This window comes from Haladaptatus sp. CMSO5 (assembly GCF_036689885.1).
Classification (GTDB): Archaea; Halobacteriota; Halobacteria; order Halobacteriales; family Halococcaceae; genus QDMS2.
In genome coordinates this window covers 2,398,573-2,419,593 of sequence record NZ_JBAHVW010000001.1, presented here as the reverse complement: position 1 = coordinate 2,419,593, position 21,021 = coordinate 2,398,573, and the positions used below count along the sequence as shown (strand labels likewise).

The 21,021-nt window shown below is 61.4% G+C and carries 24 protein-coding genes; 13 read left to right on the top strand and 11 right to left on the bottom strand.

The window, feature by feature from the left end:
• Position 1: 1 nt before the first annotated feature.
• Positions 2 to 1,246, top strand: a complete 1,245-nt coding sequence (locus V5N12_RS12860) for an FG-GAP-like repeat-containing protein (RefSeq protein WP_332899566.1) — start codon at positions 2 to 4, stop codon at positions 1,244 to 1,246.
• Here V5N12_RS12860 and V5N12_RS12855 read toward each other — a convergent pair.
• The 3 genes from V5N12_RS12855 to V5N12_RS12845 all read right to left on the bottom strand — a co-directional run bounded on the left by V5N12_RS12855 (position 1,231) and on the right by V5N12_RS12845 (position 4,402).
• Entirely contained in the window at positions 1,231 to 2,283 is a 1,053-nt protein-coding gene (locus V5N12_RS12855; protein ID WP_332899565.1) for a twin-arginine translocation signal domain-containing protein, read from the bottom strand. The genes V5N12_RS12860 and V5N12_RS12855 overlap by 16 nt on opposite strands.
• 67 nt (positions 2,284 to 2,350) lie before the next feature.
• Complete coding sequence (locus tag V5N12_RS12850; protein WP_332899564.1) at positions 2,351 to 3,298, bottom strand: DUF7282 domain-containing protein; 948 nt, start codon at positions 3,296 to 3,298, stop codon at positions 2,351 to 2,353.
• A gap of 36 nt (positions 3,299 to 3,334) precedes the next feature.
• The gene (locus V5N12_RS12845; RefSeq protein ID WP_332899563.1) at positions 3,335 to 4,402 is read right to left on the bottom strand and encodes a DUF7350 domain-containing protein; all 1,068 of its coding nucleotides are present in this window, start codon (positions 4,400 to 4,402) and stop codon (positions 3,335 to 3,337) included.
• 112 nt (positions 4,403 to 4,514) lie between these two features.
• On the opposite strand from V5N12_RS12845, the gene V5N12_RS12840 reads away from it, so the two are divergent.
• The 4 genes from V5N12_RS12840 (at position 4,515) to V5N12_RS12825 (ending at position 7,261) form a co-directional block, all read left to right on the top strand.
• On the top strand, positions 4,515 to 5,024 hold the full coding sequence (locus V5N12_RS12840) for a transcriptional regulator (RefSeq protein WP_332899562.1): 510 nt from the start codon (positions 4,515 to 4,517) through the stop codon (positions 5,022 to 5,024).
• A 41-nt stretch (positions 5,025 to 5,065) separates the two neighbouring features.
• Entirely contained in the window at positions 5,066 to 6,193 is a 1,128-nt protein-coding gene (locus V5N12_RS12835) for an acyl-CoA dehydrogenase family protein (protein WP_332899561.1), read from the top strand.
• Positions 6,194 to 6,264: 71 nt separating this feature from the next.
• Positions 6,265 to 6,675, top strand: coding sequence for a hypothetical protein (locus V5N12_RS12830; protein WP_332899560.1), 411 nt, complete (start codon positions 6,265 to 6,267; stop codon positions 6,673 to 6,675).
• A gap of 37 nt (positions 6,676 to 6,712) precedes the next feature.
• Positions 6,713 to 7,261 (top strand): HAD family hydrolase, encoded by a 549-nt coding sequence (locus tag V5N12_RS12825; protein WP_332899559.1) that lies wholly within the window; start codon positions 6,713 to 6,715, stop codon positions 7,259 to 7,261.
• Here the strand turns inward: V5N12_RS12825 and V5N12_RS12820 are convergent.
• On the bottom strand, positions 7,234 to 7,470 hold the full coding sequence (locus V5N12_RS12820) for a DUF5822 domain-containing protein (protein ID WP_332899558.1): 237 nt from the start codon (positions 7,468 to 7,470) through the stop codon (positions 7,234 to 7,236). The genes V5N12_RS12825 and V5N12_RS12820 overlap by 28 nt on opposite strands.
• A gap of 100 nt (positions 7,471 to 7,570) precedes the next feature.
• Between V5N12_RS12820 and panB the strand changes: the two genes are divergently transcribed.
• The gene (gene panB / locus V5N12_RS12815) at positions 7,571 to 8,386 is read left to right on the top strand and encodes a 3-methyl-2-oxobutanoate hydroxymethyltransferase (RefSeq protein WP_332899557.1); all 816 of its coding nucleotides are present in this window, start codon (positions 7,571 to 7,573) and stop codon (positions 8,384 to 8,386) included.
• Here panB and V5N12_RS12810 read toward each other — a convergent pair.
• Positions 8,380 to 9,150, bottom strand: coding sequence for an alpha/beta fold hydrolase (locus tag V5N12_RS12810; RefSeq protein ID WP_332899556.1), 771 nt, complete (start codon positions 9,148 to 9,150; stop codon positions 8,380 to 8,382). The two genes, panB and V5N12_RS12810, sit on opposite strands and share 7 nt — an antisense overlap.
• Before the next feature lie 134 nt (positions 9,151 to 9,284).
• Between V5N12_RS12810 and V5N12_RS12805 the strand changes: the two genes are divergently transcribed.
• Positions 9,285 to 9,530, top strand: coding sequence for a DUF7127 family protein (locus V5N12_RS12805; RefSeq protein WP_332899555.1), 246 nt, complete (start codon positions 9,285 to 9,287; stop codon positions 9,528 to 9,530).
• Positions 9,527 to 11,794: a CDC48 family AAA ATPase gene (locus tag V5N12_RS12800; RefSeq protein WP_332899554.1), complete on the top strand. Its 2,268-nt coding sequence runs from the start codon at positions 9,527 to 9,529 to the stop codon at positions 11,792 to 11,794. The genes V5N12_RS12805 and V5N12_RS12800 overlap by 4 nt, the downstream gene beginning before the upstream one ends.
• A gap of 153 nt (positions 11,795 to 11,947) precedes the next feature.
• Here V5N12_RS12800 and V5N12_RS12795 read toward each other — a convergent pair whose 3' ends face one another.
• Together V5N12_RS12795 and V5N12_RS12790 are read right to left on the bottom strand one after the other, a co-directional pair.
• Positions 11,948 to 12,145 (bottom strand): hypothetical protein, encoded by a 198-nt coding sequence (locus V5N12_RS12795; RefSeq protein WP_332899553.1) that lies wholly within the window; start codon positions 12,143 to 12,145, stop codon positions 11,948 to 11,950.
• Between the two features lie 99 nt (positions 12,146 to 12,244).
• Positions 12,245 to 12,640, bottom strand: a complete 396-nt coding sequence (locus V5N12_RS12790; protein WP_332899552.1) for a helix-turn-helix domain-containing protein — start codon at positions 12,638 to 12,640, stop codon at positions 12,245 to 12,247.
• Between the two features lie 189 nt (positions 12,641 to 12,829).
• On the opposite strand from V5N12_RS12790, the gene V5N12_RS12785 reads away from it, so the two are divergent.
• Positions 12,830 to 13,990: an MBL fold metallo-hydrolase gene (locus V5N12_RS12785; RefSeq protein WP_332899551.1), complete on the top strand. Its 1,161-nt coding sequence runs from the start codon at positions 12,830 to 12,832 to the stop codon at positions 13,988 to 13,990.
• Here V5N12_RS12785 and V5N12_RS12780 read toward each other — a convergent pair.
• From V5N12_RS12780 to V5N12_RS12770, 3 genes are read right to left on the bottom strand one after another with little or no spacing between them, the layout of a single operon-like run.
• Entirely contained in the window at positions 13,987 to 14,832 is an 846-nt protein-coding gene (locus V5N12_RS12780) for a hypothetical protein (RefSeq protein ID WP_332899550.1), read from the bottom strand. The two genes, V5N12_RS12785 and V5N12_RS12780, sit on opposite strands and share 4 nt — an antisense overlap.
• Positions 14,829 to 16,004 carry a DNA primase small subunit PriS gene (gene priS / locus V5N12_RS12775; RefSeq protein ID WP_332899549.1) on the bottom strand — a complete coding sequence of 392 codons (1,176 nt, stop codon included), beginning with the start codon at positions 16,002 to 16,004 and terminating at the stop codon, positions 14,829 to 14,831. Before priS ends, V5N12_RS12780 begins: the two co-directional genes overlap by 4 nt.
• A gap of 39 nt (positions 16,005 to 16,043) precedes the next feature.
• Complete coding sequence (locus V5N12_RS12770; RefSeq protein ID WP_332899548.1) at positions 16,044 to 16,526, bottom strand: GNAT family N-acetyltransferase; 483 nt, start codon at positions 16,524 to 16,526, stop codon at positions 16,044 to 16,046.
• An 84-nt stretch (positions 16,527 to 16,610) separates the two neighbouring features.
• On the opposite strand from V5N12_RS12770, the gene V5N12_RS12765 reads away from it, so the two are divergent.
• From V5N12_RS12765 to V5N12_RS12750, 4 genes are read left to right on the top strand one after another with little or no spacing between them, the layout of a single operon-like run.
• A complete protein-coding gene (locus V5N12_RS12765; protein ID WP_332899547.1) occupies positions 16,611 to 17,429 on the top strand; it encodes a DUF502 domain-containing protein in 819 nt (272 codons plus the stop codon).
• Between the two features lie 32 nt (positions 17,430 to 17,461).
• On the top strand, positions 17,462 to 17,872 hold the full coding sequence (locus tag V5N12_RS12760) for an archease (protein WP_332899546.1): 411 nt from the start codon (positions 17,462 to 17,464) through the stop codon (positions 17,870 to 17,872).
• A 57-nt stretch (positions 17,873 to 17,929) separates the two neighbouring features.
• Positions 17,930 to 19,390 carry an RtcB family protein gene (locus V5N12_RS12755; RefSeq protein WP_332899545.1) on the top strand — a complete coding sequence of 487 codons (1,461 nt, stop codon included), beginning with the start codon at positions 17,930 to 17,932 and terminating at the stop codon, positions 19,388 to 19,390.
• A 49-nt stretch (positions 19,391 to 19,439) separates the two neighbouring features.
• Positions 19,440 to 20,291, top strand: coding sequence for a translation initiation factor eIF-2B (locus tag V5N12_RS12750; protein WP_332899544.1), 852 nt, complete (start codon positions 19,440 to 19,442; stop codon positions 20,289 to 20,291).
• Here V5N12_RS12750 and V5N12_RS12745 read toward each other — a convergent pair.
• On the bottom strand, positions 20,288 to 20,914 hold the full coding sequence (locus V5N12_RS12745) for an HAD family hydrolase (RefSeq protein ID WP_332900105.1): 627 nt from the start codon (positions 20,912 to 20,914) through the stop codon (positions 20,288 to 20,290). The two genes, V5N12_RS12750 and V5N12_RS12745, sit on opposite strands and share 4 nt — an antisense overlap.
• Positions 20,915 to 21,021 lie beyond the last annotated feature (107 nt).

Genomic DNA, 21,021 nt, shown 5'->3' with positions numbered 1-21,021 from the left:
TATGCGACCCCGAACGGCGCTCGCCCTTGCCCTGCTCGTGGTGACGCTCGGGAGCCTCACCGCCCTCGGCGCGACGAACGCGTTGAACCCGAGCGGCACGCTCACCGAGCAGTGGGTCTCTGACACCGGGCGTTCGGTTCAGTCGAACCACCACGCGCCAGCCGCGGGGCGAATCCACGGCCAACCGTGGGTGTACGCACCGGTGAGTGGCCCCACCGACCCCGAGGGCTGTGCGCTGTTTGCCCTCTCCGGGAGCACCGGCGAGACGCGCTGGACACACGAGATTCCTGAAGACGGCTGTGAGATTCACTCGGTGGCAGACCCCGCGCTCGCAGACTATGACGGCGACGGCATCCGTGAGGTCATCGCGGCGACCACCGAACAGGCCGTCATCGCCTTCGACCCGCTGACGGGCGAAGAGGAACTGCGCTACGAACTCGGTTCGTACGGTTACACCCAGCCAGTCGTTGCGGACGTGACCGGTGACGGAACGGCTGAAATCGTCGTCGTGGACATCAAAGGGACGGTCGCCGTGATTCGCCCGAACGGGACGGCCCTCTGGACGGACAACCTCTCGACGTACGTGTGGGGCCAGCCCGCCGTCTCTGACTTCGACGGCGACGGACAGCCAGAAGTCGCGCTCAGCCTGTCGAGCGGCGAGATTCGCCTCTACGAAGCAGACGGCACCGAACAGTGGACGGTCAAACCGTTCGATGGCTCCATCACGTGGATGACCACCGGACAGGCAGACGACGATGCCCAACACGAAATCGTCGTGGCGACGGTTTCTGGCACCGTCGGCATGGTCGATGGCGCAGACGGCGCGGTGGAGTGGGAACACGACTTCGGTCGCTTTGCTGCCGTGAACGCCTTTGGCGACGGTGATGGCGACGGCGAGGCCGAGGTGTACGCGACTGCCAAAGACGGGACGCTGCGGAGCATCGACGCCGCCACCGGTGACATCGAGTGGAAGACGACGCTCACCACTGAGTCGGTGCAGATGATGCCGCCACCAGTACTCGGTGACGTAGACGGCGACGGCGCAGACGAACTCGTCGCGGTGTCGAACGACGGTATCGTCTCGGTCGTTGAGCCGAAGACGGGCGACGTGCTCGCAACCAGCCAGCGCGACGTGCAGATTTTCACCCACCCGGCGCTCGCGGACACAGACGGTGACGGCGCGGCAGAAATTTACGTGATGTACGGCGACGGGCGCGTGTTCGCCTACACTTACGACGAACGCTGAATCGTCATCGGCTCCATGTCGATGAACGCCGTCTCATAGCCCTCGTGGCGCGCGACCTGTGGGACGATGTCCACCGTGACGCCGAGTTCGTCCCACGACGCGTCGGCGTCGATTGCTGTGCCGTAGTGGTAGTTCAGGTCGGGGTCTAGGGTGCGGGTGAACTGGAGGTCTGTGACTGTCTCGCCACTGTTTGCGAGCGACCCCGAGAGTCCCATCGCCGGGAGCACCATGTGGTTGTACGGCGTTCGTGCAGAGAGTACGAGATAGCTCTCAGTGTCGATGCCTGCTGGCACGTCGCCACCGGAGAGGAGCGTCGCGTAGAACCGGGCGTCACCGCTTGTGGCTTCTCCGATGAACTCACCAGGTAAGGCGTCTTTTGCGGGGGCGGTGGCGGTTGGCAGCATCTCCATCTGCATGGGTTCGAGTGCGCCTCTGTTCCCGGCCTCGTCTTCGAGCAGGCGGTACGGAATGGCTTCGAGTTTCGACTGGCTAAACTCGAACTCGATGTCCGCCGAGGCGGGGTCTGCAAACTTCTCTGCGAACGCGCCGGTTCGCTCGATGTTCAGCCCGCCAACCGAGACGGTCGCGGTGTAGGTGCCATCGCCGGAGAGACCCATGTTGTCGCCGTAGTGAAAGCCCATCTGCTGGGAGAGCATCGGATAGATAACCTCCTCTTCACCATCCAGTTCCACGGAAAGGCCGGTTTCGGGGAGGACGACGCCGGTGTCCGGGTCCCAGACGGTCGCCATCAGGTGGACGGTGTCCTCTGCGGTGATGCTCGTCTTTTGGGTCGCACGTTCGTTCATGTTCCAGAATCGGTGGGGGTAGCTGTACATGAGGCCGAACTGGTAGTCACCGGCCGTTCCCATCCCCGCCATTTCCATCCCCTCTGCGTGGGTCGGGAGATAGACGGCGTTCGGCCGGAAGTCTGCGAGCGGCGGCTCACGAACCGATTGACTCTCGAACAGCCCGGTACAGCCAGCGAGTGAGGCTGCGCCGGTGAGGGCACTGGCCCGTAAAAACGTGCGCCGATTCATTGCTGTGAGTATATAAGGGGCGTAAGAAAGACGTTTCTGGTTCAGTCCTCGAAATTGCGACGCGGTGTCATACTTGGCGGCCCAGTTGGACACAGACGAACGCAGCGAGCGCGACGAGCACCGCCAGTACACCAAAGCCAGAGCCGCTGGTGTCGGTCGTCGTGGTCGTCTCCGATGGCTGGGAGGCCGCCGTGGTCTCGGTGGCCGTCTCAGTTGGCGTGTTCACGCCCACGCCGCCCGAGTTGTCTCCGAGCGGTTTTGCGACGGTAAACAGCGACGCGACCGGGGCGTCACCGGCCGTGACGAGGGTGTCGGTCGCGGGGTCAAACTCGCCGTCACCGTTGTCCTCGTACACCGTTGCCCAGAGGAGGAACTGGGCTTGCTGGGCGTCGAAGTAGGTTTCATTGATGGCGACGTGAACGTCGGTTTGGGTTCCCGGCGTGAGAGTGGCGTGACCAACGATGTCACCGGGCGACCCGTTCGTGTTGGTCTTGAGGACGAGGAAGCTCGATTGGCCGGCCGTGACCTGCGGGATGGTCACTTCGTTTTCTTGCGTCTCTTTCACACTGAATCCGGCGGCGGCGACGGAGACGGAGCCAGTGGCTTTTCGCACCGTGAGTGGCGTGGCTGCGGCCCCGCCGAAGGCCTGGAGTTCAGCGTCGCTCTCTGGGTCGAACTCGCCGTCGCCGTTGTCCTCGTGGAGCACCGCCCACACGGTTTCGTTGCCGTCCATCGATTGCCAGAATCCGTCGCTCATGTTCACGGAGATGGGCGCGTGAAACCCGCGAGAGACAGCTTTGTGGCCGATGACCTCGCCCGGATTGCCGCCGTCGTCTGCGTGCAACACGAGGTAGGCGTCTTGGTCGACGAACAGGCGTTCGACCATGACCGAGCCGTCGCCGGACACTTGGCTGTCTGCGCTCAGGTGGTTTCCGTGGGCGCTCGCCGTCGTCGCACCCACGAGCAGGGCGAGTAATACGGTCAGGGCAACGACCGCTCGACTCGTGCGCATCATCGATTATCGCTCCGTTCACCCGCCGACACTAAAGCCTCACTGCCCGGACAGCGCTATCTCGAACGGTTCCGTGTCGAGGAAGGCGGTTTCGTAGCCCTCGTGGCGGGCGACTTGTGGCGGCGTTTCGACGGTGAGCGTGAGCGTATCGCCGGATTCGACACCCGACACGCCCGCGCCGTAGTGGTAGTTGAGGTCGGGGTCGAGCGTTCGCTCGAAGGTTCCGCTATAAATCTCTTCACCATCGCGTGAAAGTGTTCCACCGAGCGCCATCGCCGGGAGGACAAAGCGGTTGTACGGCGTCCGCGCAGAGACGGCGAGGTAATTCTCGGCGTCGATGCCAGCGGGAACTTCGTCGCCAGCGAGGAGCGTCGCAACGAACACCGCATTTCCGCTGTTTCCGTCACCGAGGACGGTACCGGGGAGGGCATCGCGTTCGGGCGCGAAGCCGAGGGGCAGCATCATCTCCATTGGCTTGACTGAACCGGGGTTGCCCGCCTCCTCGATTTCGGTGATGGAAATCTGCTCGCGGGTGTCTTTCGTGAACTCAAAGTCGATGTCCACCGAGGCGGGATCTGCAAACTTCTCTGCGAACGCACCGGTTCGCTCGATGTTCAGGCCGCCAACCGAGACGGTCGCGGTGTACGAACCGTCTTCTCCGAGCGGCATGTTGTCGCCGTAGTGAAAGCCCATGCGCTGGGAGAGCATCGGGTAGATGACCTCTTCTCTGCCAGCGAGTTCGACCGAGAGGCTAGATTCAGGGAGGACGATACCGGTTTCTGGGTCCCAGACGGTCGCCATCACGTGTACCGAATCAGCTTCGTCGATTGCAGTTTTCTGGAGGCTGGTTCCATTCACGTTCCAGAACTCGTGGGGGACGGTGTACATCAACCCGACTTTATACGGGCCGGCGTCGGCCATCCCGGCCATGTACATCCCCTCGACGAACGACTGGATGTAGACGCCACGGCGGCCGTCGCTAGCTGGCGTCGTGGTCGTCGCTTGCGATGAGGTCGTGGTGGCGTCGCCTTCCGTCCCCTGATTCAGGCAGCCTGCGAGGCCGAGGGTGGAAGCGACGCCGAGGTGGAGGAACTGGCGGCGGCGCATGGAACTGTACGTGTCACCGCTCTGTATAGGCGTTCTGGTTGGGTTATCGAACGCTTCGCGGAAAACTGAGGGAAGCGCACGTTTTAAACGGTCAATTCCCCTAAAATCGACCATGGCCAAGTACTCGACCGGCGGCAGCCTCGGCGGCGGCGGTGGCGACTCGTGTGAGCTCTGTGGCAAAACCACCGGCGACCTCCGGACGGAATCGATAGCCGGGGCCGAGTTGCTCGTCTGCCGTGACTGTGCGCCCCACGGCGATTCGAAACGCGAACGCAAAGAGCGGATGAACGAACCGGAAGAACGACGCGAGAGCCGCAAAAAGCGGGCGGCGAGAAACGTCGCGCGGATGGCAGACGCCCGCAAAGGCGACCCCACCCGCTGGGAGAAAGAGGGCACGCACTACGACGACGACCCGCTTCCGTACCTCGTGAAAGGCTACGCAGACCTCGTCACCGAAGCGCGCCAAGACGCCGGGCTGACGGTCGAAGACCTCGCTGACGACTTAGACCTCGCCGAAGACGACCTTCTTGCCGTTGAGCAGGGCCGGGCGACGAGTGCGGGCGTCGGTGGCTCGGTCATCGAAGCCTTAGAAGAACGCTTCGACCTCACCCTCGCCGAGTGAAAAAGGGGCAAGTTTTTCGACCCTGCCTCTAGATTGTGGGTATGGAACTCACGCCTGAACAACAGGCCATAAAGGAGGCTGTCCGCGACTTTTCTGTAAACGAGATTCGTCCGACGGCCGAGCAAGCAGACCGAGAGCAGGTGTTCCCAGAGGAGGTTTGGCAGGGCCTCGCTGACCTCGATTTACTCGGCCTCAACATCCCCGAGGAGTACGGCGGCTTTGGCGGCGACCGGATGACCTACAGCATCGTAAACGAGGAGGTCGCCTACGGCATGCTCGCGGCGGCGACGGCGATGTCGGTTCAGTACCTCGTAAACGCCTGTATCAACGAGTTCGGCACCGACACCCACCGCGAAACGTGGCTGCCACGCCTCGCAAGCGGCGAGTCGATTGGCGCGTTCTGTCTCTCTGAGCCGAGCGCCGGCTCGAATCCCGCGCAGATGGAAACCGAAGCAAAGCGCGTCGGTGACGAGTACGTGCTCAACGGGAAAAAACAGTGGATTACGAACGGCCAGCGCTCTGACGTGGCCGTCGTGTTCGCCAAAACCGACCGCACCGACCCGCGGACGGTCACCCAGTTCCTCGTCCCGAAGGACACGCCGGGGGTCGAAGTCGGCAAAAAGGAAGACAAGTTGGGCCTCAGAGCAAGCGACACGACGGGACTCATCTTCGACGACGTGCACATCCCCGCGGAAAATCGGCTGACCGAGGTCGGGAAAGGGCTCTCTGCGGCGTTCTCTATTTTGAACGGCGGGCGCATCGCCATCGCCTCACAGGCGGTTGGCGTCGGCCAATCGGCGCTTGACGAAGCCCTTGCCTACGCCCAAGAGCGCGAGCAGTTCGGCAACCCAATCGCCGAGATTCAGACCATCCAGCACAAACTCGCTGACATGCAGACCAAAGTACAGGCCGCCCGGCTGCTCGCCCGCGACGCCGCCCGCCGCGACGACGCCGGTGAGGACGTTCAGATGGCCGCGAGCATGGCGAAATACTTCGCCAGCGAAAACGCCGTCCAGGTGGCGAATCAAGCCGTCCAGATTCACGGCGGCTACGGCTACACCACGGACTTCCCCGTCGAACGGATGTACCGCGATGCGAAGATTACGACCATCTACGAAGGCACCTCCGAGATTCAGAAGATGGTCATCGCCCGCAACTTACTCGGGTAGCGAAGCGATACCATTTCCTGACTGCGTGCATTGACAGTACCCTTTTATCGGATAGCTGTGAAGGGCTTTGAATGAACTTCACGGGCACAACTGCCGTCGTTGATTTCGACGCCGAGGCCGCACTCGAAGCGGCGGCTTCGGTTCCCGATGCGGAGGTACTCATCGGTGTCGAGTACAACACAGAAGCGTTCAACATTCTGTACGTCTCAGAGACCGTCGATGCACTCTATCGCGACCGCGACCAGATGGAGGCTCATTTCGACACCATCCATTCGTACGTTCACTTAGATTTCACCGAACGGGAGCTGTTCAAAGACCTGTTCGTCGACCCGGACGGTGTTCGAGCCTTCGTCACCTACATGGGGAACATGATTGCGATTCGCGTGCTCTCCGGTGACGACGGGTTGTTCATTGGGCTGAATCCGGGCAGTGTGGCGACTGAGGTCGTCAACCGTGTCGAGGAAGCTGTCGAAAACCAGTAGCCAGAAGCGATTTTTATTCAGCAGACAGACACTCTCTATGGCCCCCTCCACGCTCGCGTCGGCAACCGCGATTGTTTATGACTTAGACGGCACGCTCGTCCGGCTCGATGTCGATTGGAACGCGGTTCGTGAGAACGTGACCGCAGCCCTCCAAAGTCGGGGTGTCGAAACGGACGGCGAAGACCTCTGGGGACTCCTCTCGCTTGGCAAAGAAACGGACAACGGCGCGCTCGTCGAGTCGATTATTGCAGACCACGAGCGAACCGGCGCACACAATTCGACGCGACTATTTTTAGCAGACGCAATTCCGACGAGCATCCCAGTGGGTGTGTGCTCGCTCAACTGCGCTTCTGCGGTGCATATCGCCCTTGAAACCCACGGCCTCTCTGAGCGCGTTTCTGCGATGGTCGGACGCGACTCGCTTCCCGAACAAAAGCCACACCCAGAACCCCTGCTTTCGGTCATCGACGAACTCGGCGCAGACCCGGCTGAGACGGTGTTCATCGGCGACTCGAAAAGCGACGCAGAAACCGCGACACGGGCGGGGACGAAGTTCGTCTATGTCGAAGCGCTCCGGCGCGCGTAGGTGTAGACCGAAAGCGCCGTCAGCAGCCAGATGATCGCCCCGACACGAATCGCGAACGAGGCACGCGCCCCCCACGTTGGGAGGGTGTAGGGAATCGAGAGCAGTGTGACGACGGGCGCGCCGATGGCGATGGTGAGGACGAAGGTGACCTGCATCACCCACGTGTAGTCAATTCCCTCGACTTCGGTCGTCTCGACGCGTGCTGGCACAGGTTCTCGTAGCGGTGGGGGGTGGTTAATGGTTGCCGTTTGTCGCTATCGCGTGCGGGCGACCGAATACGTTTAATCCCATCCCGACCACCTCTGTCATATGCCCACGACAGTCAAGGACATCCGCAACATGGCGGGCGAGACGCGCATCGCGATGATGACGGCGTACGATGCGCCGACCGCCGCGATTGCCGATGCACAGGGCCTCGATATTCTTCTCGTCGGTGACAGCCTCGGGAACACCTCGCTCGGCTACGACTCGACGCTCCCCGTGACGGTTGACGATACGGTGCGCCACACGGCCGCCGTCGCTCGGGCGACCGAAAACGCCCTCGTTGTCGCGGACATGCCGTTTCTCAGCTTTGGCGTAGACGACGCAGAGAGCATCAAAAACGCCGGGCGGATGCTCAAAGAAGCCGGCGCGAAAGCCGTCAAAATCGAGAGTGGGTCACACACCGTCGAACTGACGCGCAAACTCACGCAACTCGGGATTCCGGTCATGGCACACCTCGGATTGACCCCCCAGCAGGTGAACCAGCTCGGCGGCTACACCCGTCAAGGAACGACGCGGGACTCTGCCGCAGCAATACTCGACCTCGCCAAACAACACGAAGCCGCGGGTGCGTTCTCGCTCGTGCTCGAACACATCCCCGCGAACCTCGCCGCGCAGGTGACCGAGGCGTTAGAGATTCCGACCATCGGAATCGGCGCTGGCCCGGACACGGACGGACAGGTGCTCGTCGTGGACGATATCGTGGGCATGAGCGACTGGCAACCACCGTTCGCAAAACAGTTCGGCAACGTGCGCGCGGAGATGGAGAAGGCAATCTCTGCATACGCAGACGAGGTGCGCGAGGGAAGCTTCCCCGGCCCCGAACATAGCCACGTCGAGAAAGACTTAGACAATCTCTATTGAGCAAGGAACCGCTCGATTGCGGTGGCAAACGCTTCTGGCTGTTCTATCATCGCGAGGTGGGCGGCGTTTTCTATCCTGACGAGCGTCGCATTCTGCATGTTCTCGACCAGATACTCGTGATACGCAACTGGTGTGAGTCGGTCGTACTCGCCAACGAGTGCGAGGGTACGGGTTTCGATATCTCCAAGCGCGTCTCGTTCATCGAACGTGTGGCAGGTGCGAAAATCCCTCGTCGTGACGGCTTGGCCCACCGCGTTCATCGTGGCTTTCGAGTGGTCGGTGACGCTCGCTGTCGTGTCGTGAAACAGCATGTCCTCGCCGTGGAGGAACGAGACGGCGCGCTCGAAGTCCGTTTCGAAGAGGGTGAGGAGGTCGTCGAGCACGGCGAGTTTCGCGCCCGTGCCCGCGAGGACGACGGCTTCTGGTTCGAACCCGCGTTTGACGAGTAGGTGGATGACGATTGCGCCGCCGAGTGAGTTGCCGACGAGGACGGATGCGCCGGTCTCTTCGACGACGGCGAGGACGTCGTCCGCGTAGGCAGAGAGCGTTGCAAAGCCGGGTTCGGCGTCGAAATCGTCCGATTCGCCGTGGCCGCTCAGGTCGAGGGCAACCGCGGGGTGGGTGTTCGAGCGCCGCCTGTAGATGCCCGTCCAGACGCGGTGGCTGCCGCCACTGCCGTGAATGTAGCAGACCGGCGGCCCGTCGTCGCCAAAGTCGGTGCGTCGATACGCCGTCTCCCGTCCGTGGTGAGATACCGTGTCCATACGTGAGACGACACAGGCCCGACGGATAAGTTTAGAACACTGAACCGCAATACCACCAAATAATCGATTCCCTGCGCCGTACCACGATTCTCAGCGAAACACTTAAATACCGAGATGACTAACTATAGGTTAGTATGAAAATCACGCTACAAGACAGTCCGGGCGGCGATGAGGGGCAGTTTACCCGCTACGACTACGCCGATACGACCGTGTTCGCGGCCGACCTCGGCATGCGTGGTGGTGCCTCGGTCGATGTCATCGACCACACCGCAATCGTCGTCTGGGACGACGACGAACAACTCGAAATCGAGATACCCACGGAGGATAGGGCAAGAGCGTTTATCAAAAATGGCATCCTTACTATCGAGGTAGACCGATGAAGCTCACCGTCAAACCCCTAAAACAGAAAGACGCCGGTCGCGGCCTGGCCGCCGTAGACCGCGCAGCAATGGCCGAACTCGGACTCGAAAACGGCGATTACATCGTCATCGAAGGGAAAGACAGTGGGCGCGCTGTCGCCCGCGTCTGGCCCGGCTACCCCGAGGACGAAGGGCGAAGCATCATTCGCATCGACGGCCGACTCCGCCAGGAAGCGGACGTGGGCATCGACGACCGCGTCACCGTCGAGAAAGCCGACGTGAAACCCGCAAAGAAGGTGACGGTGGCTCTGCCACAGAACCTCCGCATCCGCGGGAACATCGGCCCGTACATCCGCGATAAACTCGCCGGACAGGCCATCACCAAAGGCCAGACAGTGCCGTTCTCGCTCGGCTTTGGCCCGATGACGAGCATGTCGAATCAGAAGATTCCGCTCCGCATCGCGGGCGTCACGCCGTCTGGAACCGTCGTCGTCACCGACTCGACGGAAATCGAGATTAGCGAGAAGCCAGCAGAGCAGATTCGCGGTGCAGAGCGAACCAGCCCGCTCGGTGGTCCCTCTATCACCTACGAGGATATCGGCGGCCTCGACAGGGAGTTAGAGCAGGTTCGCGAGATGATTGAGTTGCCGATGCGCCACCCCGAGCTGTTCCAGCAACTCGGCATCGAACCGCCAAAGGGCGTCCTCCTCCACGGCCCACCGGGCACGGGGAAAACGCTCATCGCGAAGGCCGTCGCAAACGAAATCGACGCCACCTTCGAGACCATCTCCGGCCCCGAAATCATGTCGAAGTACTACGGGGAGTCAGAAGAGCAACTCCGTGAGGTGTTCGAGCGCGCAGAAGAGGGTGCTCCGGCCATCGTCTTCATCGACGAACTCGACTCCATCGCGCCAAAGCGCGGGGAGACCTCCGGTGACGTCGAACGCCGCGTCGTCGCCCAACTCCTCTCGCTTATGGACGGCCTCAACGAGCGCGGACAGGTGACGGTTATTGGCGCAACCAACCGTATCAACGCTATCGACCCCGCACTGCGCCGCGGTGGCCGGTTCGACCGTGAAATCGAAATCGGCGTCCCGGACAAGCAAGGTCGCAAGGAGATTCTCCAGGTCCACACTCGTGGGATGCCGCTCACCGAAAACATCGACCTCGACATGTACGCGGCGAACACCCACGGCTTCGTCGGGGCGGATTTAGAATCGCTCGCCCGCGAGGCGGCGATGAACGCACTCCGGCGTATCCGGCCCGAGCTCGACCTCGAAGCCGACGAAATTGACGCGGACGTCCTCGAATCGATTCAGGTCACGGAAACCGACTTCAAAGAGGCGCTAAAGGGCATCTCGCCCTCTGCGCTCCGCGAGGTGTTCGTCGAAGCGCCAGACGTGTCGTGGGAGAACGTCGGTGGCTTAGAAGACACCAAAGAGCGCCTCCGTGAGACCATCCAGTGGCCGCTCGAATTCCCCGAGGTGTTCGAGACGATGGGCATGGAAGCGGCAAAGGGAGTCCTGCTCTACGGGCCACCCGGCACGGGGAAGACCCTGCTCGCAAAGGCCGTCGCAAACGAGGCCGAGTCGAACTTCATCTCCATCAAAGGCCCCGAGCTGCTCAACAAGTTCGTCGGTGAGTCAGAGAAGGGTGTCCGCGAAGTGTTCGCCAAAGCCCGCGAGAACGCCCCAACGGTGGTGTTCTTCGACGAAATCGACTCTATTGCCTCCGAACGCGGCCAGCGCATGGGTGACTCCGGCGTCTCTGAACGCATGGTCTCCCAACTTCTGACCGAACTCGACGGGTTAGAAGAACTCGAAGACGTAGTTGTCATCGCGACGACCAACCGGCCAGACCTCATCGACTCGGCGCTGTTGCGCCCGGGTCGCTTAGACCGCCACATCCACGTCCCCGTCCCGGACGAGGAGGCCCGCCGCGCCATCTTGGAAGTCCACACGAAGGACAAGCCAATCGCAGAAGAGGTCAACCTCGATAAACTCGCCAAAGACACCGAGGGCTTCGTTGGTGCCGACCTAGAAGCACTCGTGCGCGAGGCGTCGATGGCCGCAAGCCGCGAGTTCATCCGCAGCGTCTCGCCCGAAGACATCGCCACCGGGGTTGGTAACGTGCGCGTGACGGCCGAACACTTCAAGAAGGCGATGAAGGAGGTTCAGCCGTCGGTCACCGACGAGACGAAGCGCCGCTACGACGAAATCGAACAGCGCTTCCAACAGCGCGAACCCGAGACCGAGGAACGCGAGTTCAGTCGCACCTTCCAGTAGTCTCGCACCGTTTTTTGATTCGAAAGACGAATTGGAGGCACTGTTTAACCCCTCAGTTGCGGATAGTTCGTTGAGGCGGTGGTGAATCCAGCGTATTCGGTTATTTCGAGGGGGAACGAAATCAGCAATCCCATCGTCCAGTCACGACCTGCCTCACAGTGTCTCAAGTCCACCATAGCCACCACGTGCGACACCGAGTGCGATCAATGCAATGAGCCCACCAACCACGGCTGTGTACAACAGGGCATAGAATCCTGCTCCAACGAAAAATGCAGTGGTAACGACGCCACCAATCAGAAGCGACACGAGAACGATGAGTACGTCAAGCCGTAGTGCGAGCGCGATATCCATATCCAAGCCAGCAGTAGGAGTCAGGTAAACGTTTGGCCATCATATTTCTTCGGCTGCACCCGCGGCTCACGACACCACTATCACTCGAAAAAACCGCTACTATTCGCTCACTTCGAGCGGCTCGTGGTCGTACTTCGTCCGGAACTCTTGGATGAGCGTGCCCATTTTCGCATACCAGTCGTTGAGGAGGCGCTGGAGTTCGTCTGCGACCTCGTCTGCAGCTGCGGTGGTGTAGACGTGGTGGTAGCCGCCTTGTTCGTAGTTCACCTGTTCTTTCTGGATGAAGCCCGCTTGTAGGAGGCGCTGGACGGCGCGGTACGCAGTAGAGCGTTCTCGCCCGACTTTGTCCGCGATTTCGTCTATCGTCAACGCCTCCTCGGACTGTGCGAGCACGCTGAAGCAGTCTCGGTCGAGTTCCCGGAGCCCGTGGAAACATTCGAGGAGTCCCTCACACTCCATGTCCTTTCGCAGTAGTTCTGCCATCGAGTCGGCCATCGGTTACCTCTACATAATCGCCCGGACAGCAATAATGGTTCGTATGTTGGGGGGTTCCCACCAGGCTCGCGCCGCTCTCGTCGCTCGGTCGTCTGTGTTGTCGATACCATCTCACCGCGTTCACTGTGTACGTTGGTCGCACAACCGGTCGGGCAATAGTTAATCCACTTCCTGTACGTTTGGAGTAGTATGGTCTCTCGTATCACGGCAGACGACCTCCGTCGGCTCATCGACGACGAAAGCTCGTTCGCCCTCATCGACACTCGGCTGCCGGATAACTTCGAGGCGTGGCACATAGAAGGCGCGCTCAACTTCCCGTACAAGCCCGGCGACACCGTGACGAAAGACGAACTCTATGACCGGCTCGGCGTGACCACCGACGACCACATCATCACCATCTGCGCGAAGGGCATCTCTTCTGACCACTTCGCAGACGCGCTCACAGACCTCGGCTACGAGGACGTGTCGCTCGTCGAAGGCGGCATGAAGGCGTGGAGCGCGGTGTACGACACCGTCACCATTCCGACCGATTCTGCCAAGGTGACCGTCATTCAGGTCCAGCGCCGGGCGAAGGGCTGTCTCTCCTATCTCATTATCGCCCGACACACGGGGACGGCGGCGGTCGTGGACGCGACCCGCCACACCGCGGAGTTCATCTCGCTCGCAGAGCGCCACGGCGTCGAGATAACCGACGTGTTTGACACGCACGTCCACGCAGACCACCTAAGCGGCGGTCGCGCACTCGCAGACGCCGTGGGCGCGACCTACCACCTCGGCGAACGCGCCACCGACCGCGGCGTGACCTACGACTATGACGCCCTCGGGCGAAACGAGGTGGTTACGGTTGGCGACGTGCCGATAAAGGCCGTCGCCGTCCCCGGACACACCTCTGAGATGGTGAACTACCTCGTAGACGACGTGGCGGTGTGTTCGGGCGATACGGTGTTCACAAACTCCGTTGGCCGCACCGAACTCCAGTTTGGCGACGCAGACGCCGCAGACGGTGCGCGACTCCTGTACCAGTCGCTTCACGGCACGCTCCTCGCAGAACCCGACGACGTACTCGTCCTCCCCGGTCACTTCCCACTCGAAGCAGACGGGTCATCACCGAGCGCGACTCCAGGTGAACCCATCTTCACGGACATACACACCCTCCGTACCACCCTCTCATTGCTCGCGCTCCCCGAAGCTGAGTTCGTCGAGCGAATCACCGCTACGCTCCCCGAAAAACCGCTGAACTACGAGACGGTCATCGCCATTAACACCGGCGTCCGTGACCTCACCGACGACCAAGAAGCGACGGAGTTGGAACTCGGGCCGAACAACTGTGCGGCAGAACAAGTGAGTTAGTTGAGCGGTTCTGCGGCGTCTTGGTCAACGAGTGGCTTCGCGTTGGCCGAAGGGAGCGTCACCACGTCTTCTGCAGAGAGGACGTAGGTGCGCTGGTCGATACCAAAAATCTCGCCAACGTCTTTCGTGATGCGGACGGTCGTGCGCTCGTCGTCCGCCTCTTCTGCCTTTTCAGCTTCGTCAGCAGCTTCTGGCTTGGCATCAGCCGTTGGCTCTGGGCTGTCTGCGCCGGGCTGTGGGTCTGCGTCTGGATACTCGGGTTCGTCCGGTGGGGCCTCGGGCGCGTGCTCGTCCGTAGTCGGCTCTGGGGGAACCGGGCGCGATTCGTCTGCTGGCTCGGTTGCGCCCGCGCTTCCCATCATGTCTGCGGCGCTGACGCCGGAGGTGGTCGATTCGGTTGACTCCGGCGCTGGCTCTGCAGCCTCTGTCTCCTCGTCGGTGCTGGTCGGAACGCCTTCGCCCGAAAGCACCGACAGGACGTGTGCGCGATTCTCTTCGATTGCCGTCACGAGCGTTTCGTAAACGCCCTCCTCCTCTGCGGTGAGGCCGTCGTCGTCTACGGGCATGCCCGCGGCGTCGAGGCTCGCCAGCTTGACGAGTTTCCCGATGCGGCGCTCGTAGACGGCTTCGACGGTGCTCTCTGCGGTTTTGATGTCATCAGAAAGCCGCCGAACCTCGGGTGCGTCGAAGGGGTCGTCTGCGCGCGCGGCGGCCGCTTCGCGCTCGTCACGCAACGACTGAATGAACTCCGCAGCGTCGGCATAAAAGGTCGATCGAAGATGCTGCAGGCTGTCCTTTTGGCGCTCTTTGCTTCGGACAGATTGGAGGTCGTCTAGATTCATTCTTTGCCCTTCTCTGCGCGTCCTCTGGCCATCAGGAAGATGCCCAGATACTCTGGAACTGTAACATCTCCTTCAGACAGTGTAAAACTATCGCCACCGAGTTCGACCGTTCCGCCGTTCTTGACTTCCACCGTGATGTCGTGGCCGACGAACGTATCGGGCACAGCCGCTTTGAGTGGGTCGAATTCGGCGAGTTCGTCACGTTCGAGGCGGAGCACCTGTAAGCCACTCCCGCCGTGGAGGCTTCCCGGCAGGCGAATGAGGCGGTTCGTGTCGGTGGTCACGGGTTCGTCAATCGGCGCGTTGTCGAGGTCTACGACCTCGCGCATCACGTCGCGCGCAATTTTGTAGAACGCGGGGTGAACGTCGATGTTTCCAGCCGCGATTGCGTCACGATTCGACTGCATGGCGGTGAGCGCGGCTTTCGCCCGCCCCTCGCCGACGCCGTCTTTCGACTGGAGGCGTTCTAAGGCCGCCTCCTCGTCTTGGTCGAGTACGTCATCGACGTAGCCCATGAGGTGGCGGTGGGCGCGTTTTCCCCAGCCGCCGCGAATGCGGAGGGTGCGCTTGTCGGCGGGCGTTTTTCTGCCCAGCCCTTGGACGGACTCCGTGGCGATGAGTTCGTCGAAGTCGAGGCCGATACCGCGGACGTAATCGACGATTTCGCGGCGCGCTTCGCGCTCTAATTCGTTGACCGCGGCGTCTCTGACGTGGACGTGGTAACCCCGGCCGCCCGAGAAAACGACTTGCGTGTCGCGAAAGCCGAAATCCTCGTCGAGAAACGAGAGCAAGCGCATGAGTGCGGTCTTACACTTTTCGAGCATCTCGGCGTAGGAGTCCTCGCCGAGGGTCACCGAGGGAAGGTGGTCTGCGTCCAAGTCGAAGACGAGGTCTGAGCCTTGCCAGCGCTTTTTCGTCATCGAGTTCGCACTCGGGTCTGCGTACTGCCCGGCGGAGAAGTAGACGTGGCGTGGGCGCTTGTGTCTGAGAAACTCACCGAGGTCGCCCAAGTCGAGCAGCGACCGGTGGCGAACCATCGTCGTGCCCGGCGTGTCGGTCCACGGGATGAAGCCCCACTCTCGCTCGTGGGCGTTCGGTGGTGGCGTTATCTCGTGGCGTCTGTAGTAGTCTCGAAAGCGGCCACGGAGATACGCACGCGTGCGCTCTTCCATCGACCGGGATTCGTCGTACGGTTAGAAAGGACTTGCCCTTCAGCGGCGCATGAACTCGGAGAACTTGCTCGTAATCGAACTGTTGCCAAGCCGCAGATAGTAGGCCGCACCGCCGTCTTCGTAGTAGTTCGTGACTTCGCGGACGATTTTGAAGCCAATGTGTTCGTAAAAGCCGAGTGCCCGTTCGTTCGTCGTTCGCGCGTGACAGCTAACGGAGCCGTACTCTTCTGCGATGGCCTTGACGAGTCGTTCTGCAAAGCCCTCGCCGCGGTAGTCAGGGTCAACGGCGAGAAACAGGATGTAGCCGTCACGGCGAACCGAACAGAAGGCGACGAGTTTCTCTACGGGGCCGTCTTCGACGAGCAGATACGCCGTAGACCGTCGGTAGGCGTCCATGAAAAAGCCACGCCGCTGGCGGAGGAACCCCTCGTGTTTTCGGATGTGCTCTTTTAGCTCCCAGGCCTCCTTCGCAAAAGCGTCATTGCCAGGCCCGGCGACGCGGAGTTCGATGTTGACGCTCACTATCACGGATTATAGCGACGGAGCCGATATAATACCACCGCCCCTGCCACAACACTTTCAGCAGTGGGGGGATACGAGTCGGTAATGGATTCGGGTGACGGTGAGGGGGGCTTACCACGAGAACACGCGGAAAGTTTCAAACTACGACTTCGGAAAATCTTCCTCAGCGGCGCAGCGCTTACGATTCCGCTCATTATCACGTTCATCGTCCTCGGATTTATCGTACGATTCGTCTCTGATTTGTTGGCTCCGTTCGTTCGGGTTGCAAACTACTTCTGGACCATCAACATGCCGGGTTTTCTGGTGCAGGCCACCGCCATTGTCGCCACCGTCGTCATCATCTTCGTCGTCGGCATCGTCTCCGAGGGGACGAGCGGCGAGCACATGGCAGACCGGTTTCACACGCTCATCGAGGCAATCCCGGGCGTGGGTGGGGTCTATCACAGCTTTCGCCGCATGAGCGACGTGCTCATCGAAAGCGACACACAGAGCTTTCAGGAGGTCAAAATCGTCGAATTCCCCCACGAAGGCGCGTACACGATAGGGTTTCTCACCGCCGATACGCCCGAAGAGATCGAGGTGGCGGCGGGCCACGACGACATGCAGACGCTGTTTCTCCCGCTCGCGCCGAACCCGGTGATGGGCGGCTTTCTCGTCCACCTCCCCGTAGAGAAGGTCCACGATGTGGACATGACCGTCGAAGAGGGCGTCCGCGCCATCGTGACCAGCGGGGTTGCCGTCGGGGAATCGAATGGCGAGGGAACCGCCCTCTCGTCTGAGCAGTTGACGCGACTCACCGGCATCAACCAACAGGAGAAGGTACAGCCGGACGACGTCGATTCCGCTGTTGAAGAGCCAGACGCCGCACCCGGAAACCGCGAGGAAAAAGACGATGCGGTCTAAGTGACTTATATGAACATCGCGGAGGCTTCGTCGTGAGTTTCGAGCTAAAAGAGCACACCGCAGACGTGGGTGTCGCCGCGACCGGCGAAACACTTGGCGAACTGTTTGCCGCCTTCGGTGACGGCCTCACCGCCTGTATGTGCGACGAGTTTCCGGCCACCGGCGAGCGATTTTCCTTTACCGTCCGCGCAGAGAGCTGCGAAGCCGCGCTCTTTGACTACCTCGATGACCTCATCTACGAACGCGACGTGCGCCTCGTGCTCCCCGTCGAGAACGAGACGACAGTCCGCGAGGAAGCCGGCGAGTGGGTGGTCGAAGCGAGCGCCCGGGGCGTGCCGCTCGCAGACGTGGTCGCCCGAGACATCAAGGCCGTGACCTACTCTGAAATGCGCATTGAGGAGACGCCAACGGGCTGGGAAGGCTACGTCGTCTTCGACGCCTGACACGCGGGTGAATCCTGAGGTGAAAACCTATTCCGCGCGGCGGCCGTACCTTCTGCTATGACCACCTACGAAGCTGGTGACATCACGCTTCACAAGCTCCGCGAGTTCGTCTGGGAGATTCCCAAAGACGGTGACATGCGCGTCCCCGCCCGTGTGCTCGCAAGCGAGACGCTGCTGGACCAGATCAGCGACGACCTGACGCTCACCCAACTCAAAAACGCCACCCATCTGCCGGGTATCCAGAACCACGCCATTTGCATGCCGGACGGCCATCAGGGCTACGGCTTCCCCGTCGGCGGCGTCGCCGGTATCGACACCCAAGACGGCTGTATCTCGCCCGGCGCGGTCGGCTACGACATCAACTGCGGCGTCCGGATGATGACGACGAACCTCACCTACGATGACCTCAAAGGCCACGAGGAGGAACTCGTCGAAGCACTGTTCGACGCCATCCCCTCCGGTCTCGGCGGCGGCGGGGTCGTCCAAGACGACATCGCCACGGTCAACGAAGTGCTCGACAAGGGCATGCGATGGGCGCTCGACCAAGGCTACGCCACCGAAGCCGACCTCGCCCACTGCGAGGACGAGGGCTTCCGTCCCGACGCCCGCCCCGACAAGGTGTCTGAGAAGGCCAAAAATCGCGGGCGAAACCAGCTTGGCTCGCTCGGTTCTGGTAACCACTTCCTCGAAGTCCAGCGCGTGACCGACGTGTTCCGCGAGGATGTGGGTGATGCCTTTGGCCTCTCTGAAGACCAGATTGTGGTGCTCATCCACTGCGGTTCCCGAGGCCTTGGCCACCAAGTGTGTACGGACTACTTGCGAAAAATCGAGAAACAACACAGCGGCCTGCTCGCAGCGCTTCCAGACCGCGAACTCGCCGCCGCGCCCGCGGGCAGTCAACTCGCAGAGGATTACTACGGCGCGATGTGTGCGGCCATCAACTTCGCGTGGGTGAACCGCCAGCTCATCATGCACCGGACCCGCGAAGTGTTCGCAGACGTGTTCGACCGGCCGTGGGAAGAGATGGAGATGAAACTGCTCTACGACGTGGCCCACAACATCGCGAAAAAGGAGTTCCACGAGGTTGACGGCGAACAGCGTGAACTGTTCGTCCACCGAAAAGGCGCGACGCGCGCGTTTCCCGCGGGCCGACCCGAACTCCCCCCGGCCTACCGCGACGTAGGCCAGCCCATCATCATTCCAGGGTCGATGGGCACCCACAGCTACATCCTGCGCGGTGGCGAGAACTCACTCGATTTGACGTTCGGTTCGACCGCCCACGGCGCGGGCCGGGTCATGAGCCGCACGCAGGCAAAACAGGAGTTCTGGGGCGAGACGGTCAGAGAAGAACTGCGCGAACACCAGCACATCTACGTCAAAGCCCAGTCTGGGGCGACCGTTGCGGAGGAAGCACCCGGCGTCTACAAGGACATAGACGAGGTCATCCGCGTCTCTGACGCGCTTGGCATCGGCGATAAGGTCGCGCGGGCACTGCCGGTCTGTAACATCAAAGGCTGAGAGACGCACGACCCAGAAGTTCTTTTGCCCCCAACGAGAAGCGAGAGGTATGATAGACGAGACGGTCGAGGAGATTCTCGATATGCAGACACACAGCTCCTCGGTAGTCGCCGTGAAGGCCGCAGAAGCCCTCGCTGACCTCACAGAGCGAGAGTTCGTGACCGTAGAGGAGTACATCCGCGACTTAGAGCGAAACAGTAGCGCACTGCGCCGGGCAAACCCCTCTCACGCGTCGCTTTTCAATACCCAACGCCAAATCGTCGAGCTCGTGACCGAGGCCGAGCCCGAATCGGTCGATGAGGCGAAAAAGCTGACCGTCGCAGCCATCGACGAGGTCGTGGGCCAGGTCGAGAAGGCAAAAGACCGCGCCGCAGCCAACGCCGCGGACTCCCTCGAAGACGGAATGACGATTCTCACCCACGACTACTCCTCGACCGTCCTCGAAGCCGTAGAGCAGGCGGCCAAAGACGGCAATCACCTCACCGTCTACGTCACTGAAGCCAGACCGCGCTACCTCGGTCGCAAGACGGCGCGCGTTCTGTCTGGCATCGACCGCGTCGAGACGCATCTGATGGTCGACAGCGCAGCGGGCCACTTCCTTCCCGAGTGTGACGCCGTGTTCTTCGGGATGGACTGCATCGTTGGCGACCTCTTTTACAACCGCGTCGGCACGTTCCCCATCTCCGCAACCGCGGCGCAAGTTGACGTGCCCGTCATCGTCGTCGGGTCGCGGGCGAAAATCATCGAAGACGGCTTCGTGTTCGAAAACGAGATTCGCTCCGGCAGCGAGGTCATGCTCGAACCCGCAGAGGGGTTCAAACTCGAAAATCCAGCCTACGACGCGACGCCAATCCGGCTCATCGAGTCGGTCATCACCGACCACGGCACCCAACAGTTCTAATCGAGCAACGCCCGCCTGAGGTCGGCGGGCGACGTGACAACCTCGTCGGCTTTTGTGAGGTCTTGGCCGCTGCCTTCGTTTTGATAGCCAATACAGTACATCCCCGCGGTCACGGCGGCGTCCACGCCGTGGGTCGAATCTTCGACCACGACGCAATCTTCTGGCGGCACATCGAGCAGTTCTGCTGCGTGGAGGAAGATGTCGGGGGCGGGCTTACTCGCCGCGTCGATGTCCTGGGCGCTCACGACGCGGTCAAAGCTGTCTGCTAACTCGAACTCGTCGAGTACCATTTGAATCCAGTTGCGCTGTGAGGAGGAGACGAGCGCCACGCTGTGGCCACGCTCGCGGAGCGTGGCGACGAGGTCGTGAAACCCGTCCATGAGCGCGGCGTCTTCGCGGTAGACCTGTGTCGCCGTCTCGTCGTAGCAGTCGAGGAACGCTTCTTTCGACAGCTTCGTCTCGTAGTGCTCGTCTAAGTGGTCGTACAGGTCCTCGACGTTCATTCCCGTGATGTCTTCCGGTTCGATGTCACCGGAGACCGCTTTCGGGAAGATGCGGTCGTGTTCGTATCCTGACCAGTACGCTTGCGAGTCGACGATTACGCCGTCCATATCGAACAACACAGCACGAAATGGGTGCACAGGTCACCCCTCACGACTCAGGCGGAAATAGCTACTGGGCGGGCGGAATAGTGGAGGTTACGAACCGCTTACCACAGCGAAGGCAGTTG